Below are 19251 nucleotides of genomic sequence, written 5' to 3' on the forward strand. Positions count from 1 at the left end.
TTTTCACAATATTACATATTTGTCATTATAACTGTTATTAATATTGTGTTAATCTTATTTTGTTATAAGACTACTCAAAAATGATTTCGTTACAAAAAAATTAGTTTTTTTTTGCGCCTGCTTTTTTATTGTATGTTTTGTAGATGTAAATTCCGAGTATTGCAACTAGTATATACGGAATCGCCATAAGATATACGATTCCATTATTGACTCCTTTTGCTTGTGATTGGTCTGACCCAGATTCTAAGACAGCTCTACACATGGCACATTGTGCTTCAAGCGGAATAACACTTAGCAGAAATAGTGTAAGTATGAGATATATTAGTTTCGTATTACGCATAGTATGGAGAAATCATTACATATACCACTACACCTGTAATTGCTACATATAGCCAAATTGGAAACGTAATTTTTGCAATTTTTTTATGCTTGTCAAAACGCTTTGCCAATGCTTTTACATAGGTAATTAAGACCAACGGAATGATAGCAATACTTAATACAATGTGTGTTATTAGAATAAATAAATAAATACTTTTAATGATTCCTTCACCACCAAAACTAGTAGATTCTGAAGTCATGTGATATGCTACATACATTCCTAAGAATGCAACAGAAAGTCCAATACAGGTTTTCATTAAGTTTTCGTGCAACTTAACTTTTTTGTTTTTGATTGCAATTACAGCGGCTATTAATAAAACTGCTGTAATTCCGTTGATTGTTGCATAAATTGGTGGTAAAAACATTAATGGCGTTGCGCCTTCAATTTTTACACGAAATAGAATAGCCACTACCAATGGAATTGCAATGGATAATAGTATTATCCATAGTTTGTATTTCTTTTCTACATCATTCGTTGTTTCCATACAATTTTATTCTTTTTATTCTTCGTCTAATAAATTTTGAATGTCTTGCTGCAGCATTTTTATTTCTGCTTCGTCCGTTCCTTGGTAATATACTTTCGGATTTCCATGATTATCTTGTCGTGAACGAATGAAGCCGTTTTTGTCAATTAAAGCAAAGAAGCCTTGATGCTCAAATCCGCCAGCAACTTCTGGATTGATTCCTGTAAAGATATTGAATCCTGTGTTTGATAGCTGATGAATGTCTTCCATATCGCCTGTTAGAAAATGCCAATTGAGTGATTGTACACCATACCGTTCTGCATATTCTTTTAATACTTTTGGCGTATCAGTTTCAGGATCTATCGTAAATGAAGCAATGGCAAAGTCGTCTCTTTTGTGAAATTCTTCATCCAATACGCGCATGTTGCTGTTCATTACAGGACAAATGGTAGGACAGGTTGTAAAGAAAAATTCCATTACGGTAACTTTTCCTTTAAAATCTTCATTTGAAATTTCTAAGTTATCTTGATTCGTGAATAGAAAATCTGGAACACTACGTGCTTTTCCATCAATTTTTAGATAGCTTAATTTTGTATTTCGCTCTGTTCCTTCAATATTCATTCTATCTTTTTCAACAATGCTTTCACTTTGCACTCTATCTACAATTTTTGGGATAAATATGATTCCAAAAACTAAGATTATAGCCGCAATTCCTATGTATGAATAATTTTTTTTCATCTTATTCTTTTTTGTCTGACTTTATAACTTCTTCTCTTCTATTTTGCGATTGTTCTTTTTTAGATTTCCCTCGATATTCTTCAAATAGAATTCGGATATCATCAGTCATTTTTCCTGAAAGTTCAGAAATCATAATCGTATTGTACCCATAAAGCATGTACGGATCTTTTTCTTCTTTAATTTCAGCAGTAGACCTATCATCAAAACGCCCGCGCATGTTACGATCTTTGTCTATGATGTATACGTAATCAGAACTATTGTATCCATCCAAGACTAACGGAGATTCCAATTCGTCAAATATTCGCCTGAGTTCTTTTTCATCTACTTCAACAAAGTTCCAAGATTTTAGTTCATCTGCAAAACGACTCATTTCATACTTTAAACCCTTTATTTCTTCTTCTTGCCCTGGCAATACTAACATTACCAATTGAAAATGTTTGAATCCACTAAATCGCTTGTATATTTTTTGATTTAAGTTTAAGACATTTATCTTTCTATCTTTTACATTAGAACCAAGAAATCCAAGGATTGTGATTTTTCCATCAAATTGAATAGCATTATTTTTTTCGATAGATTTATAATTGACTAATTCTGCTACTTCATGTTTACCTATTACAGGTAGCGGATCGTAATTATGTGTAGTAAAAAGAAGAAGGAGTACAATAGCTACTGGCAATAGAAATAAAATGGCTAATATGATCTTCTTTTTCATCTTCTTGAATGTTATAAATAGTTTGAAATACAACAGTTCCTTATTGAATTTACACACTATTTTTTTGATACTGCAAAAATAAAAATCGGTTTGCGATTATGCGCTATATTTTCTCGTTTTTTTTACTTTTTGATAGCTTTCGCAAAAGAATTAACAACTTAACTTTACGTCTTCAATAAAAGAACTGAATTCGTAGGTATTGGGTATAAAAAAAGACGGTGTAAAACCGTCTTTTTTTATGATATATTTTTCTGTCTTTAGAAATTCCACTTTATGAAACCGTTTGTTTTAACGCCTTCAATATAGGAGCCTTCTTGTAATAAGATGAATATTAAATAGGCAACTAAGAATATTCCTGTCCAAACAATAGCTCTTCTAAATGAACTTTTTTCATCACGCAAGTGCATAAAGTCCCAAGCAATGTAATATGCTTTTACTAAGGTAAGAATGATGAATATCCAGTTTAATGTTTTCATTCCAAGAATATAGCTCTCCGTTAAAGCTGCTGGCTTCCATATACCTAATACTACTTCTATTATTGTAATGATAGATAAGAAGATAAGTACACCCCAAATTTTCTGGATGTTTGACTTGAACTTTAGCGTTCCTCTGAATATTGCTAATTTATGTGTGTTATCGTGTCCCATGATATAGTATGATGCTCTTACTTTTAAAAATTAAACTAGGTAGAAGAATGTAAATACAAATACCCAAACTAAATCTACAAAGTGCCAGTAAAGTCCAACTTTTTCTACCATTTCGTAGTTATTTTTTCTTCTGTCGTATGTTCCTAAGATTACGTTGAAGAAAATAATAATATTGATTAATACTCCTGAGAATACGTGAAATCCGTGAAATCCTGTAATAAAGAAGAAGAAATCTCCAAAGAGTCTGTTTCCGTATTCGTTATGAATAAGGTTTGCACCTTTTACATATACAACTGCATTTTTCAATGCTTTTTCAGATTCAGCTCTTGTCAATACTCCTTTTTGTCCTGTTTTGTCTGCATTTACATATAAAGATTCAAAACGAGCGGCTTTTGCCACATCAGCTGGGTTTTCAGAAGCTTTTAATTTCGCAATGTTTGGCATTAACTCCTGCGTTCTAACTGCTAAATGTTTTTCATGATTAAATCCAGTGATTACATCTTGTACAGAGTATTCTGGTAATGTAGCCTCAGATGTAAACCATAATCCTGATTTACTTTCGTGCTGCACTCTTTCTTTATGAGAAGCTGTTACAAAATCATCTACAGAAACTCGATGCATTTTTTCATCGCCTTCTTCTAAATGTGTATCTACAAATTGAAGAATTTGACCACCTTTAGTTTCTAAAGCTCCATAAGAACCTTGAATAAAGTTTGTCCATTCCCAAGCTTGTGAACCTAAGAATATTCCTCCTCCAATGATTGTTAAGAACATATAAAAAGTTACTTTCTTCTTGTTCATGTGGTGACCAGCATCTACGGCTAATACCATTGTTACAGAAGAAGCAATTAATATAAATGTCATTAAGGCTACGAAGTACATCGGGTTGTCTCCATGTGAACCTGGAAAGTGATTGTAAACTTCATCCGCAATTGGCCAAGAATCAATGAATTTGAATCTTGAGAATCCGTATGCAGCTAAAAATCCTGAGAATGTTAGGGCATCTGATAACAGAAAGAACCACATCATCATTTTTCCATAGCTGGCGTTGAGCGGTTTGTTTCCGCCTCCCCAGACTTTACCTTCTGTACCTGTATTTGAAACAGTAGCTTCCATAAAAAGTATGCATTTTTAAAAAATTGTTCAAATTTACGTTTTTTTCTTATCTAAAGAAATATAAAAATAAAAACAAGTAGACCCACAGAAAATCTAGGAAATGCCAAAACATTGCACCTAGTTCTAAACCAAGTGTTTGCCCTTGTTTATACTTTTGTTTAAAATGATTATAAATTACAACCAATAGTACTAAAATCCCAGCTAGTACGTGTGCTAGGTGTGTAACTGTTACAATGTAAAGGAAAGATGTTGTTACCGTACTCCCTTTTCCTGTAAAATGATATCCACTTTCAATAATTTGTGCGAATCCTGCAAATTGCGAAATTACAAACACAATTCCGAGCGCTAATGTTACTAAAAGATATATACTTGTTGTTTGATGTAATCCTTTTTGAATTGCCCTTTTTGCCAAATGAAATGTAACACTACTTATTAAAATAGCAATGGTACTAATGTAAAATGCATTTGGAATTGAAAAGTCATTTAACCAATCTGGACGTTCTTTACTTACAATATAAGCACTTGTCAGACCTCCAAACATCATAAACATACTTACCATAGCAAACCACAACATCATTTTTTTTGATCGTGCTTGCTTTTCTTGAAATGTTCCTTGCGTTAAATCCATTTGTTATTATATAAATTTATCTACTACAAATACTATCTGTATTAATGTAATGTATGCAACACTTGCTAACATTAATGCTTTTGCCGATTTATCATCCATATTCTGATATAGCTTCACGCCATAATACAATAATCCGATTCCGATACTAAATACAATGATTGCCGCTGGAATTGACAAAGTTAATGCTCCTGTAAGTCCTGTAGCTGGAAATATAGAAACGAGTATCAACCAAATGGTATACATTAGTATTTGTAAAGCTGTTGCTTTGTTTTTCTTTCCGGTTGGCAACATAAAGAAGCCTCCTTTTTTATAATCTTCAAAAAGAAACCATCCAATTGCCCAAAAGTGTGGAAATTGCCAAAAGAACTGAATCATAAATAATGTTCCTGGCTCTATTCCGAAATCATCAGTTGCGGCAACCCATCCTAACATAAATGGTATTGCTCCAGGCAACGCGCCAATAAATACAGCTAATGGTGTTTTTGTTTTTAGTGGCGTATATACACATGTGTATAAAAAAATGGAAATAGCTCCAAACATTGCTGTTTTAGGATTAACAACATATAACGTTGCTATTCCCAATACGGTAAGAATTGCGGCAATGGTAAAAGCAACATTGACAGACATGCGTCCTGAAGGAATAGGCCTGTCTTTGGTACGATCCATTAACGCATCTAAATCACGTTCAATGATTTGATTGAATGCATTGGATGCACCTACCATAAAATAACCTCCAATTGCTAGTAAAGCTAGTACTTTGAAGTCAACACCAGTAGCGCCAACACCAAGCAAATATCCCGCCAAGGAAGAAAAAACAACGCTTATAGCTAGTCCTACTTTTGTAAGCTGTTTAAAATCTTCAAGGATCGAAGTGAATGAGTATGTTTTTTTGATTGTATTCAATGCCGTTTTCATCAACCTTTCTAAATTCCTGCAAAGATAAACTAGAAATCCTTTGTATGCAATGATTTTCAAACAGTTTTACAGCTTTTCTAAATAGATATTGTAATTCTATTTTTATCTTTGGAAAGGATGTCGATTTTTTAACGACTATTGCTTAAAATTTATACGTTATGAAATTTCAAAAAATTACACTTGTTTTTGCCTTTTTATTGTTTTCATTTTCTGGGTTTTCTCAAAAGAAAGAAGTACAGATTAAAGTAACTAAAGTGAGCGATAGTATTTATATGCTTGTTGGACAAGGTGGAAATATTGCTATTTCCGTTGGAGCAGATGGTGTTTTTATGATTGATGATCAGTTTGCGCCCTTAACACCCAAAATTTTAGCCGCTATTAAAAGTGTCACTGACAAACCTGTAAAGTTTTTGATTAATACACATTGGCACGGCGATCATACTGGTGGAAATGAAAATATGCAAAAAGAAGGTGCTGTTATTGTAGCCCATGAAAATGTTAGAAAACGCATGAGTGTTGATCAGTTTAATAAAGAACGAAATAGAACAACTCCTGCTTCACCAAAAGAAGCATTGCCCGTGATTACGTTTTCAAAAGATGTTTCATTTCATTTTAATGATGAAGATATTTTTATTTTTCATGTTCATGAAGCGCATACAGATGGTGACGCTATGGTATATTTTACAAAAAGTAATGTATTGCACATGGGCGACACGTATTTTCAAGGAAAGTATCCTTTTATTGATTTGAATTCTGGCGGAAGCACACAAGGATATATTGCCGCTATTAAAAAAGCATTATTGTTGATAAATGAAGATACGAAGATTATTCCTGGACACAGAAATGTTTCAGACAAAATGGCTTTGCAAACATATGTAGAAATGCTTCAAGAGATTGAAACAAATATTCTTGCAGAAATTAAAGCTGGTAAATCTGAAGAAGACGTCACTAAAAACACTTCACTCACAAAAAAGTACGATGATTTAAAGTACGGTGATTGGTTTATTACTGGAGAAGTTTTAAGAAAAACTTTCTATCGTAGTTTACAAAAGAGCAAGTAAATTTTTAAAGTTTACCATAATTAGCCCAGCTATTCCAAAAAACATACAACTAAGTAGAAATACTGGATATTCTTTTACAATGTAACTTGAACTTCTTTGTTTTTTATATACTGAGACATCTAGTGACTTGTACCCGAGATAAATAAATGGTACAACCATCACAAAAATAACAATAAATTTGATCATTTTTTAAAATAGGTTTGGCAGGCACACAAGAATGTATCTTGTGAATTTTAGTATTTCATCGAGGCTATCTTCACAAATCTAAGAAAAATTTTGAAAACTTCCATATTAAAAATCTAAATACCAATTAAAAATATCAGTTCGGATTCCTAAGGAAAGCCATGTTGTATTTTCTTTGAAATCTACAAGCGTATTTGCTTCCGGATTAAAGCTTCTGTAGGTGAGATTTGCAAAGATTTTCAGGTTTGTTTTTGGGTTGATAATATAACCCGCATGTAAGTCTGCCAAAAATACATTGGTTTTATTTCCTTGTAGCAATTCAATTCCTGTATCGCCCACTCTTTCATCATTATCAATAAATATATTCCCTCCATAACTTGCCGCATCTGTTGCAGGGTCGAAGTCTAATCCACGTTGTCCGTAAATCATTTTAGCACTTCCGTACCAACGATTGTAGTTGTAACGTGCAATTCCGATAACTTCTCTAAAGTTTGCGCCCCATAAATGCGCTAGAGATTGATTGTTATGACCATAATTTGTAGCTACTTCATTATGCGAATACGTATACGGACGCACTTGATTGTATTCAAATTGTAAGAGTAAATTGTCTACTTTAAATGCGTTGTAATATTTCGCGCCAAGCTGAAAACCGTATTTATTTTTCCAACTTTGATTTCCTGATTTGATATCATTTAATGAAAACTCATCCAAAATAAATTGCCCATAGAAATTTACATTGTCATTCCATTTGTATTTTGAGCTCAATCCTACGATTGCATTTCCAGCTCTGGAACCTGTAGAAAATTCTATAGCTCTGTAAAATATGACTGGATTTATGTAGTTAAAGTCAAATCCGCGATTGTTGTCATTTTTCCAAATTACAGATTCAAATAAACCTATGTTTAATTTTTTGGAAACATTCCAACTTAGGTAATGATTTGCAATGTATTTGGTTAAGAATGCACCATCTTCCGTAACTTCTGGGCGCACATCACGCAACCACATCCAAGTGTTTGTGTATTTTATTTTCCAGAAAGATGTATTTAGCTTGAAAAACGGATACGGACTTGTGGCATCACTTACAAATAAGGAGCGATATCCGTCACCAATAAAGTTTTTTCCATGTCCTAATTGAACATTAAACATTTTGCTTGGTGCATACGATATATATCCTTCTGCAACTGGATAGTCATACGAATCTGTTTTAAATTCTTTTGCGATACCACGCCCTGGAATGATTGCAGGGTTTCCTCCAGCAGGCTTTATACTTTCTGCATATCTGTTAAAGTAATCAGCAAATCGTCCTTGACTTTCAAATACAGTAGCTGAAAAGTTTAAGTTTTTCCCTAAACCACCTTGCACTTGAACTCCTCTCGTGTTGTTGTATGTATAATCTACTTCACCATCTGTGTTTTTACCAAGTTGTAAATCTAAAATAGGATCGATTACAAACCAGTAGTCTTTTCCCTTGACAGTAACCATATGTTCATTCCAAAGTTTTCGACCAACCCAAGTAGATTTATTTTTTTTTAGTTTGGATTGTTGTGCATTGAAATCGTAATACGAAGCGACCGTATTATATAAGTATGGTTTTGAAGCCGTATGACTGTTTGTGCCAACCATGTTAATTTCTTGATCAAAATACGCATACATGTCATGAGAAAAAGGAATGTTTAAGTTGCTATTGTATAATTCGTCTTTGTATGTTTCTAAGGAATCATTTACATTCTCAAATTCTTTTTTGGCGGCAACCAAGAGTTCATTTTCTTTTTCTTCTTGTGTTTTAACGACTTCAATTGCATCTTTACTTTCCATCGGAATGTTTAGTTGCATTGTAAATTGCATGTATGTTTCTCTACCACTATAGGTTGCAGGTTTCACTTTTGGTAGCATGTCAAAAACGCGCTTTATTTCTTCTTTGAGTTCGTTGTAAGTAGCTTCAACATATAGAACTTTAAATTTTCCTTTTTGTGTAACTTCAAACAGAAACACCATTTCTCCCGTATAATTATCTTTCGTTATAATTTCTGGAAGTTTGAAATTTTTATCGATGTATGATTGCAACGTTGTATTGAAACAATTTGCTAAGTTTTCAATGTCTTCATTTTCACATGCTGGAAATACAGGATATTTTTCATAATCACTAGTAGATGTTTGTCCGAAAGCAATTTGAATTCCAAAAAAAACAAGTAGAGAGAGAGCCGTTTTAAGTCGGTACATATTTGAGGTTTTATGAGTCCGAAAGATAGTATATTTTGGTAAAAACTAATCTATTGATTTTATTTATGATGTAGTAAAGATGGAAAAGAAATGATTTTTAGAGATAATGAGAGCTTAAAAAACAGTAAAATCCACAGAATCAGGCAGAAAAAAGCAACCATATAACGATAATATGCAGAAATTAGCTGTTTAAAAAGCTGTGTACGTTAGTTTTTTGTACTTTTGTAATATACTTTTTGATTAAATGACCTTTGTAAGTCTTGGTAACATTTACAAAAGGCTTTAAGTTGACATTTTTCATAATAATCGGTTTTAATGTTAATGTAATGATATGTCACAGAGAGTATACCTAAAAAACCGAGTTAATAACTCGGTTTTCCTTTTTTTAGTATACTATGTAATGTTGTGATTAATTCACAATGAAGTTAATAGGTAGTGTATATTTCACTTTTACATTTTGTTTTCTTTGTTTGCCAGGCTCCATTTTAGGAAGCAACTTTACTACTCGTTCTGCTTCTTTTTCAAGTTTTGGATGTGGTCCACGAGATTTAATTTCAGATACAACTCCATTTTCGTCAATTGTAAATAATACCGTGATTCTTTTTCTACCTTCTCCAAGATCTAACTCGTCAACTAAATTTGTATTAAATTTTCTGTTGACATGTTTCTGAATTTTTTCAGACATACATTTTTTAAGTTTTGCCTTTGAAGATTTATACTTTTCACACCCTGGAAATACAGGTGCATCTTCAATCATTACAAAAGGAACAACTGGGGTTTCCTCTGGTCCTTCATCCACAATTACAGAGTTTGGATCGAACGGCTCCGTTACTTCAATAGGATCTTCTTTTGTATTGATTACCACATCTTTCAGCTTCGTATCATCATCTACAGACTCAACTTTATCATAGATAATTTTAGATTCCACTTTTGGTTCTGGTTCTTTGATTTCCTTAACAACTTTTTGTTCCACTCTAAAATCTTCCATCACATACGTGTCTGGATCTTGAATTGGAGTTGCGTCGGCAACTTCTTCTTGTGCAACAGCTGTTTGGACTTGAAATACTGTGTAGACTAAAAATAAACTCAGCATGAGGCTGATAGAGAATCTTAAAAAAGGATTTTTTTGAATGCGGAGATCGTCCTTTTTTGCTAGGTGACTTTCGCGTACACCTTTTCCGCTCACATCTTTGTTGTGATTAACTTTGTTCATAATACATCGGTTTTAATGTTAATGTTGTGTTAATCACAAGAAGCATACCAAAACAAAAAAAGTCCGAGCAAATGCTCAGACTTTTTATGTTTTGTGTGTGTATGTTGTTACTGTACTTTGAAAACTATTGGTAAGTTGTATGTTACTTTTACAGTTTTACCTCGTTGTTTTCCTGGCTTCATTCTAGGTAAACTCTTTACTACCTTTTCAGCTTCTTTAGCTAATCTTGGGTGTGGAGCTCTTGAACGTACACCTGTAATATTTCCTTGTTTGTCAATTGTAAATACTACATATATTTTCTGTATACCTTCTAAATCTAAGTCAGAAGCAAGTTCTGTATTAAATTTTCTGTTTACGTGTTTTTGCACTTTTTCAGACATACATTTTTTTCTTTCTGCCTTACTTGAATATTTCTCACATCCTGGAAATATTGGTGCATCTTCAATAATTGAGAATGGTACGTCTTCAATTACTTCTTCTTCTTCTTCAATTTCTACCGTTTCTACTTCTTGAATTACTTCTTCTTGCGTAGTTTCTGTAGATTCAATTACAGTTTCTTCCACTTCTTCCTCATCTTCCACAACTTCAATAATTTCTGGAGCTGGTGGCGGCGGTGGCGGTGGCGGTTGTTGTAACTGTTGTGTCATGATCATTTCTTCCTCATCGTCTTCAAGCATTTGCGCAGCTTCTTGTTCTGCTACCTTGTCATATGCGGTCCATTCTATACCTTGCCATATTAGAAACGTCACTAACGCGAGTCCTAAAGCAAGGTAAAAAAAGCTACTATTTCTTAAATCAACATCTGGATTCTTCTTTGCTTCCATAATAATATTAGTTTTAATGTTTGCTAATTTAATTATTTATTAGCAAAAAAAACAATTAATTTTTCGTTTTTAACTTTATAATGCTTATTGAGTAATACTTTATCAAAATTCCTGCCACAATTGCTCCTATAGTATTTGCAAGTGCATCTTGCCAATCTCCTTGCCTATTTTCTACGAGTGTTTCTTGCATGATTTCTATAAGAACACCATAAAACACTGCAAATAATACACTTAGTAGCAATGCATTTTTTGACAAAAAAGAAGTTGTTTTTCCTTTTGTAAATGCTACAAACCAACTTATTGCGAATGTGAAATAGATGACTCCATGTATTATTTTATCCGCAAAAGAGAATGGTAATTTTGGCCCATCTTCAAGAGACACTAAACTTAAAAATGTAATTAATAGCGTCCAAACGATTGCCAGAGTTGATACTAGGTACTTACGCACCTACAACTTCTTTATAGCCTTCAGCATCAAGCAAATCGTCTATTTGTGACGTGTCACTGATTTTGATTTTTATCATCCAACCTTTTCCATAAGGATCTGTATTGACTAATTCTGGATCTTCTTCAAGTTCTTCATTAAATTCAGCAACTTCACCAGATAATGGCATGTATAAGTCAGAAACAGTTTTTACTGCTTCAACAGTTCCAAAAACATCATCTTTGGCAACTTCTTCATCTAATGTATCAATATCAACATATACAATATCTCCCAATTCACCTTGTGCAAAGTCAGTAATTCCAACGGTAGCTGTATCACCTTCAATTTTCACCCATTCGTGGTCTTTTGTATATTTTAAATCTGCTGGTATGTTCATTTTTACTATGTATATTTTGTTATCGTATAAGCAAATGTAATTCTTTCTCTTTAAGTTATCAACTCCAATTATTGTTAATTTCCAAAATTGTAACGAAGTGTAAAACCTGATCGTATTGTTGTTTGTGGAAACGCAGTAGATACTGCAAATTTAGAGAATGTATGATCGTAATAGAATAATGCTGTTAGGTTTTTACTAAGTGCATAATCTGCTGTAAATTTTAGTGACCATAGTGTTTGTCCCGCGGTAACTTGATTACTGAACAAATCTAAACTTCTGATAATTGTAATGTTATCACGCAATGATAAATCTGCTTTTAAGTTTAAATCTCCTTTTAAAGTTGTTTTCTTTCCTGCAATTCGGGTATCTATTCGAACATCTTTGAAACGATATCCTAATCCCATAATGTATTCGTTTCCGGCAACTTCTGTGAGCAAGTTGTTGTCAAAACTTAATGATAATGCTCTGTCTCGTTTTACTTCTGCTAAGATTTTGACAGAGTTTTTCATTTCAAAATCAATTCTAATTAATGGATTAAATTGCTCCACTAAGTTGATATTAGAGAATATGTTTTGATTGTGAAAATTCCCTCCTTGATCTACATTTGAAGCTGCAAACGGATTGGCCGCATCATAATCTAAGTTATTTCTAAATGAATTGATTGTATAGCTTGAACGATATCCGTGTGATAATGAGAAACGCTTGAAACGTTTTTTAAACCATTTTAATCGCATTAAACCTGTATACTTTATGGTCCAGTTTGGAATTGGCACATCTCTAAATGCTTTTAATTTTACATCATTTGCATCTTTTCCTGTATACGCCGCTAAGAAAGCTGGTAATAATACTGCTTGATTTGTTTTTCCATATCCATCAGGAAAACCATCACCATCTGTATCTGTTAGCGGTTGCCCGTTGGCAATTGCCAAACGTCTTGCAATAATTTCCCTATTGTCTTCAAATTGAGAGAATGTTTCTGAGTTGTCTGCATCACTTTGTTGAAACGCCGTTTTTATTAATAAGGTTGAAATTCCAAAGTTTCCAAATGTGTTTCCTGCACCATTTGGCGATAATGAAATGTATTCACCATTTTGCACATTGAACTGTTCAGAGAAGTTTTCAGAGAAGTTACGATTTGCAACTACGTCAATTTTAAGATCTCTTAAAGGTTCAACAGTTGCAGTAATGTCTAAATTTTTATTGTGAACTTGTGTAAATTGCTGGTTAAATTCTGTAAATTCTGTTAGATAACCTCTACGAGCTGCCTCATATCGAACATCAGCCTGACTACCAAACACGAATCCGACAGAAGGTTTTAAAGTACCAATGAACCCGATAGATGGTGTATATCCTGGTAAAACTTTACCATTATTTTCAGAGTAACTTATATTTATTCTTTTTACACTTCCTAAGATGTCAACAGCCGTATTGAATATTTTTGCTCCTACACTACTTTTAGAACTGTTATTCTTTTGATCAGCGGTGGCATTTGCTGGAGATCCAGGTTGCGATCTGTTTCCGCCTCTTAAGTTTGTTTTACGGTTTCCTTTGCGTTTTCTTTCCAATCCTATGTACTTATAGAATTTGGTCATATCAAGTGACGCATTTATGTTGTGTGTGTTTGCGTTTTGAATTGTATTTAAACGTTCTCCCGAAACTTCTTGTAATACATCCGAACCACGTTGCCAGTTAAAGTCACCTGTATATGTATAAGTAGCATTTATGAAACTGAATGTTGGAATTTTGTTTAGCGGCAATTCATATGTTAATTGCAATGATTGCGTATGTGTATTTGGATCACCAACATCCCAAAATCCGTCCCAAATTCCGTAATCTACATCAATATCACCATTTTCATCAAAATAGTTGTTCACGATGTTGTTATTTGCGGCTGTAAAATTGAAACGTAATGAGTTGGTTAGGTTATAGTTGATTGCATATGACCAATCGAATAGAAAATTACGTTGTTGTAATCGTGGTAAGTTTTCCAATTCAGCATCTGGCAATAAAGGATCTCTATATACTTGATCATTGAAACTTCTTGTAATATTTGAGTTTAATGAAATACTTGTTGGTAATGGATTGAAATTTAAGTCTTTTAACCATTTCCAGTATCTTCCTGTGAATAGAGAATCTGATTTTTTGAATGGTTCAATAGATGTTGGTTGAAAGTTGTAGTTGTAATCAAAACCAGCACGCACATTTTGGTCGCGTAATGATTTTATTTCATAATCATGATGTTCAATTTCGTTGTATGAGTATGATAATGTAAAGTTTTCAACATCGTAGAAACGTGGTTTTTGCTCCGCACCTCTTTCTTTTCGAACCCCAATAAAGTTGATACTTTTTCGTTTTGTGTAGCTTATTGCTTCTTCTGTGATTCTGTCTTTCTCCTCCTGAGTTTCCGCTAAGTCTAATCGATCTTCTAAGCGAATATCTTGATAGAATGGATCAAATTCTGGCGTTATTATTTCTTCTCCAATACTGTAATTGAATGGAATTTTTACGCCCCATTTTTTCGGCAATAATTGTCCAACATTTACATTGGTTACAATATCGTATTGTTTTACATCTTCTCTACTACGCTCATTTGGGGTTTGTTCTAATGTTCCGAAACCAACGGTACTTATTCTACCTGTTGCAGATACACTTGCAAAGTCAGCAATGTTTGCATCTAAAGAACCAACAGCTGCCCAACCACCTTCATTTTCTAATTCTGCTAAACGTAATTCGTTAAACCAAAATTCTCCACAAATTGGAAATCCACCAACAGGTGTATCCGTTGCATCTAAACTTTGTGCCGTTGCATTTTTTACACCAACCATCATAGAACGTACACGGCCAATTGTCGGATTACCAATAATGGCAATTCTCATACGCTCATCTGGTGAATAGTCTGCAAATTGATTGGTAATTGGTTCGGCATTTTCATTGTAGTATGCCGCTTGCGTAGCACCTAATGCATTGTTAAAGTTTGCCGCTTTTATTCGCGTAAGCAATGCCAATGGAATGTCAAATTCATTTTTCCACACATCTTCAGGTGAAGATTCATTGTCTAATGTAACATTTAGTGGAATTTCTATTTGATAATAGTTTTGTGTAAAATCGTTACCAATTCTTAGAAAAGCAACTGCTTGTTGATCTCCCAATTGGTTTGATTGCCCAACCAAAGATTCTGCATGGACAAACATTTTTAATTTTTTATACTGTCGTAAATCAATATCAATGTTTTTGAATACACCACGGGAATCTCCTGATTCCAAGTCGCATATTGACATTGCTAACGATTGTTCATTTTGACGTAATACCGTATTGTTGTTGTTTAATTGCTCACGAACAACTCCTGGAGGCGTTACATACCCAATTGGATCCTTGTTCGAGTTTTCTTCAATGTTTACAGTATTTACATCAAACTGCGTTAATTCGTCTCCACCAGTTTGTGGATCGTCACCATTTTCTTGTAACGTTAAGTTGTAACGTCTCCAATCTCCACGAATTAAGTCTAATGTTGCAAAACGTAATACTACAGGATCATCAAACCCAGTCATATACATACGAATGAAACGAATAGAACGTAAATCGTTTAATGGAATTTTTTCATCTGGCGTAACTGTTGCATCCGCAGATCTGTTAAAGTCTGCAATTGGAATTTTCACTTGTAACCAACGCGATTGTACAACGCCTTGATCTGGCGTTTCTGTACTCGTTACAAGTTCATTAATTACATAAGGTACGGATGTGTTGACAGTAGAATTGATTGGAATTCTGAATTGATAATAGTTATCAATTGTATTCATTGTTTGATCTCGGTTGATGTCTTCCACATCTGGAACCGTTGTTGATCCTCTATTGGTGTCAGATACTGCAATTGGCGAGTTTCCTTGAGTACCATTGAAGTTTTTATAACGTTCTAATACATTTCCGCTCGCATTTAAAAAGTATTGATAGTTATCTGCCGCCGGATCCGCTTCTCCTGCGTAGTTATCATATTTTGTTGCTTCTCCTGTATCATCCAATCCATCTAAACCAACATCTTGTACTTGTCTGTTTCCATCATCAGCATCAAACGCATAAACTAACGATTGTGTTTGTGGCACTACTCCCCAAGAAGTTTCTGTTACTAGTGGATTTAAGGCACCAGCTTCTGGCAATCCATTTTCATATTGTTTGCGACCATCTTTTAAAACATCTTCAGATATATTACCAATATTAAATACTAATTCTCCACTGATATTGTTAATTGAACCATCTTCATTGTATGTTGGATCCATCACCCAAAATTGTATGAATTCTACATTTGCTTGTTCAAAGTTTGTCGTAGTTACTGGTCGCATAATTCCCCCAAAGTTATCTTCTGGCAGTTGCGTGTCGAAGTTCGGATTGTTATTATATGGCCCTCTTTCTTCTGGATAGAATGCTAAGTCTAACGTGGTTTGTAACGTGGTTTGCCCGATAGCAATATCCGTTTGCGGGAATATTTCGTCTACAAATACTCTACGTGTTTCATTTGATGATAAATCACTATCATTTATTTCTCCTGGTGCTTGATTTCCGTAAAACACAGGATCAATAGTATACCACGCCATTTTTGCACGTTGATAACCAACTTGTATTTGATCGTTGGCAAATTGTCCTCCTAAGTTATCACCTAAGGTATTCCCAGGAGTTCCTGGCGCACTTGCTAAGAACCAACCTAACGGAGATTTGATATCAATGGTAGATTGTGCTCCTTCAAAATCATCAACATATGCAGTTGATTCTCCTGCGAAGTCAGCATTTTTTGGACTTCCAGGTGACAGGTATGCAAATTCTCCACGAACAGATACATTTGAAACAACATCAGTATCAATGTTTGGCAATTTATTTACCAATCGTGTTAAGAATGGTACTTCTGTTGAGTAGTTTGCGTTAAATCCAAAAATGGAATTGTTTACAGGTTCTGCTCCGTAATTAGCTTTTTGTGTTATTGGTCGCTCATTTAAGTTTAAGAATGTTGCGCCAACTAAGAAATTTTTATTGAATTGATGTTCAACATTTATTCCTGTAAATCGTTTTGTTTGTTGTCCGAATAAAGAGTTGTTTTCTACCGAAACATCAATTGGCGTGTTTGAGGCTTTTAGTGCTTCATCTAATATTTGAACTCTTCCTAATTGATAGTTTACAGTATAGTCAATTCCTTCTTGTAATACTCTTCCACCTGCTGTTACCACAACCGAACCTCTTGGTACATTGAATGCTCCTAATGGGATTCCGTCTCCACCTTCAGATTTGTATCTACCTTTTAACTGGAATTTGTTGAGTTCAGCATCGTCTAACGCTCCCGCTTTTGTTTCTGCATACATTGATCGGTATACATATTTCGTTTGGTTTGCGTTGTAATCATTAGGATCGTCATAATCTTCCGCAACTGCATTACGTAATTTTTCGAATAGGTATTCTCCAAACGGCTCTACTTTCGTAAAGATGATTCGTCCAAACTCTTGATCAACCGTAATTCCTGGATAGTAATCAAAGAAACCATCTCCACCAGCTTGTGGGTTTTGATAGATATCTAATCGATCTAAATTGAATACTTTTAATAATATTTCATCCTGAACATCTGCAGGAAGTGCTGGTCCACCTTCTACTGCTGTAATGTAGTTTACTGGTGATGGATCTGTATATAGGATGTTTAATCTGAAATCATCTGGACTTAGTTGATATGCATTGGTTGCGTAGATATTTTTCATCATTAAGTCCCAAATAGGATCATCTACTTCCGTAACACTACTTTTTAATAGTTTTACAACTAAGTTTTGATTTTCTATTTGTGTTGGATTTCCGTTTACGTCTGTATTTGTTACCTGTGTAGCATCTATTCCTCCATTGGCAAATTCACCTACTTGATATACTTGCCCATTAGCAGTATATTGGAAGGCAACGGCTAATACTTCATCATTACTTAAACGTTGATTTAAAGAAATATAACCAAGTTTTGTACTGATTTGGTATTCGTTTTCGTTAAGTTTTCGAGCATTTTCAAGATATACATAGTCAAATCCTTCTTGCACATTGTTTGATAAAATTCCAAATCCTTGCTGAATGGTTGCAATGTCTCTTATCTGATCTGTTAAAACAGAACCTGTACCTATTGCTTCTGGGTTGTAATCATTGTTTTCATTATCGGGAAATGCGTCAGGGTTTGCTGAGTTAAAAAATACGCCTTGCCCTGGAAATGGTGCCGATTGGATTATTTTTGTTTTATCAGGATTGGCTTCTCCTAAATCTTGTAAACCAACAATATTTCTAACATTTTCAGTTCGTGCAGACCTGTTTGTTACCCAAACTTCAACTCTTGTAATTTCTACAGGAGTGTTTTCAAATGGATAGTTTTCTAAAGCTACATCGTATCGATCTCTAAAGTATTGTGCTAGGAAAAAGTGACGATCTTCATCATAGTCTAATGCAAAAAGTTCAAATTCTTCAATGGTTCCTCCACCTTGGGCTGTAATTGTTCTGGTTTGCGAACGCTGCTCAGAGAAAACTCCTGTAACACGTGTATTTCCAAATTTTAATTCTGTTTTTACACCAAATAAACTTTGCGCTCCCGTAATTAAGGAACTGTTTAATGGCATACTCACGTTACCAACTTCAATTTTTTGAAGAATATCATCTTCCGTTGGTGAGTATTCTAATTTGATTTGATTTTGGAAGTCAAACGTAGATTCTGTATCGTAGTTAGCGGTTACTTTTAATCGTTCCCCAACTTTACCCAATAAACTTAAACTGATGCGTTGATCGAAGTCGAAACTTAAATTGCTTCGGTTTCTTGGTGATAATGCTGGATTGTCATTTTTTTGGAAACGAACTCCCAAATCCATTGCTACCGAACCTTGTGGAATTACTTCTATGGTATTTCCTCCAAATATACTTTCGAAGAATTTGGAGTTGATTGGAAATATAGGTAATAAGTTTTTTTGTGCATCTTCAGAACCGTCTTTTTTACCTGAAATTGCATCTAGTTTTTCTTTGAAGTACCCTTTCATACTTTCCTTTAACAACAAATCACGATATTGTTTTGGTGTTAAGATTAAAGGATATCTGATATCAAAATTTGCAACAGATTCAGTGTAGATGTATCTGTCAATTTTAGGATCGTACGTGTATTTTAATACAATACTGGACGGATCTTTGAGTTTTATTTTACCCAAAGCATATCCTGTTTGCGTAGCTGTTGAATCTGGTGGCGTCGTTGTCGGTTCTTGCGCCACAAGTATCGTTGTAAATAACAAAGTAAACACGACAAGCGTGCTTTTTGCGGTTTTTGTTATTAGGTTGGTAATATTTTTCAA

Annotated in this window: 15 protein-coding genes; 1 reads left to right on the top strand and 14 read right to left on the bottom strand. The window is 34.0% G+C overall.

Going from position 1 to position 19251, the window contains the following annotated elements; translation table 11 throughout:
* Positions 1-100: 100 nt before the first annotated feature.
* From ACQ654_RS10675 to cyoE, 8 genes are all read right to left on the bottom strand, one after another.
* Positions 101-340, bottom strand: coding sequence for a hypothetical protein (locus ACQ654_RS10675; protein WP_430410317.1), 240 nt, complete (start codon positions 338-340; stop codon positions 101-103).
* Positions 333-863: a DUF420 domain-containing protein gene (locus tag ACQ654_RS10680; protein WP_430410318.1), complete on the bottom strand. Its 531-nt coding sequence runs from the start codon at positions 861-863 to the stop codon at positions 333-335. Before ACQ654_RS10680 ends, ACQ654_RS10675 begins: the two co-directional genes overlap by 8 nt.
* A 15-nt stretch (positions 864-878) precedes the next feature.
* Positions 879-1580, bottom strand: a complete 702-nt coding sequence (locus tag ACQ654_RS10685; RefSeq protein WP_430410319.1) for an SCO family protein — start codon at positions 1578-1580, stop codon at positions 879-881.
* 1 nt (position 1581) lies between these two features.
* Positions 1582-2292, bottom strand: coding sequence for a hypothetical protein (locus tag ACQ654_RS10690; RefSeq protein WP_430410320.1), 711 nt, complete (start codon positions 2290-2292; stop codon positions 1582-1584).
* Positions 2293-2549: 257 nt separating this feature from the next.
* Positions 2550-2939: a cytochrome C oxidase subunit IV family protein gene (locus ACQ654_RS10695; protein ID WP_430410321.1), complete on the bottom strand. Its 390-nt coding sequence runs from the start codon at positions 2937-2939 to the stop codon at positions 2550-2552.
* 30 nt (positions 2940-2969) lie between these two features.
* Positions 2970-4055: a cytochrome c oxidase subunit 3 gene (locus ACQ654_RS10700; RefSeq protein WP_430410322.1), complete on the bottom strand. Its 1086-nt coding sequence runs from the start codon at positions 4053-4055 to the stop codon at positions 2970-2972.
* 46 nt (positions 4056-4101) lie between these two features.
* A complete protein-coding gene (locus tag ACQ654_RS10705; RefSeq protein ID WP_430410323.1) occupies positions 4102-4683 on the bottom strand; it encodes a cytochrome c oxidase subunit 3 in 582 nt (193 codons plus the stop codon).
* A gap of 6 nt (positions 4684-4689) precedes the next feature.
* On the bottom strand, positions 4690-5598 hold the full coding sequence (gene cyoE, locus ACQ654_RS10710; protein WP_430413022.1) for a heme o synthase: 909 nt from the start codon (positions 5596-5598) through the stop codon (positions 4690-4692).
* Between the two features lie 158 nt (positions 5599-5756).
* On the opposite strand from cyoE, the gene ACQ654_RS10715 reads away from it, so the two are divergent.
* Positions 5757-6659, top strand: coding sequence for an MBL fold metallo-hydrolase (locus ACQ654_RS10715; protein WP_430410324.1), 903 nt, complete (start codon positions 5757-5759; stop codon positions 6657-6659).
* A 291-nt stretch (positions 6660-6950) separates the two neighbouring features.
* Here the strand turns inward: ACQ654_RS10715 and ACQ654_RS10720 are convergent, their stop codons facing one another.
* From ACQ654_RS10720 to sprA, 6 genes are all read right to left on the bottom strand, one after another.
* Positions 6951-9062, bottom strand: a complete 2112-nt coding sequence (locus ACQ654_RS10720; RefSeq protein WP_430410325.1) for a gliding motility protein RemB — start codon at positions 9060-9062, stop codon at positions 6951-6953.
* A 409-nt stretch (positions 9063-9471) separates the two neighbouring features.
* Positions 9472-10275 (bottom strand): energy transducer TonB, encoded by an 804-nt coding sequence (locus ACQ654_RS10725; protein WP_430410326.1) that lies wholly within the window; start codon positions 10273-10275, stop codon positions 9472-9474.
* Between the two features lie 107 nt (positions 10276-10382).
* Entirely contained in the window at positions 10383-11099 is a 717-nt protein-coding gene (locus ACQ654_RS10730) for an energy transducer TonB (protein ID WP_430410327.1), read from the bottom strand.
* Positions 11100-11154: 55 nt separating this feature from the next.
* A complete protein-coding gene (locus ACQ654_RS10735; protein WP_430410328.1) occupies positions 11155-11547 on the bottom strand; it encodes a VanZ family protein in 393 nt (130 codons plus the stop codon).
* Positions 11540-11920: a glycine cleavage system protein GcvH gene (gene gcvH, locus ACQ654_RS10740; protein ID WP_430410329.1), complete on the bottom strand. Its 381-nt coding sequence runs from the start codon at positions 11918-11920 to the stop codon at positions 11540-11542. The genes ACQ654_RS10735 and gcvH overlap by 8 nt, the downstream gene beginning before the upstream one ends.
* Positions 11921-11994: 74 nt before the next feature.
* Complete coding sequence (gene sprA, locus ACQ654_RS10745) at positions 11995-19251, bottom strand: cell surface protein SprA (protein WP_430410330.1); 7257 nt, start codon at positions 19249-19251, stop codon at positions 11995-11997.

Source organism: Kordia sp. (assembly GCF_965283645.1).
Lineage (GTDB): Bacteria > Bacteroidota > Bacteroidia > Flavobacteriales > Flavobacteriaceae > Kordia.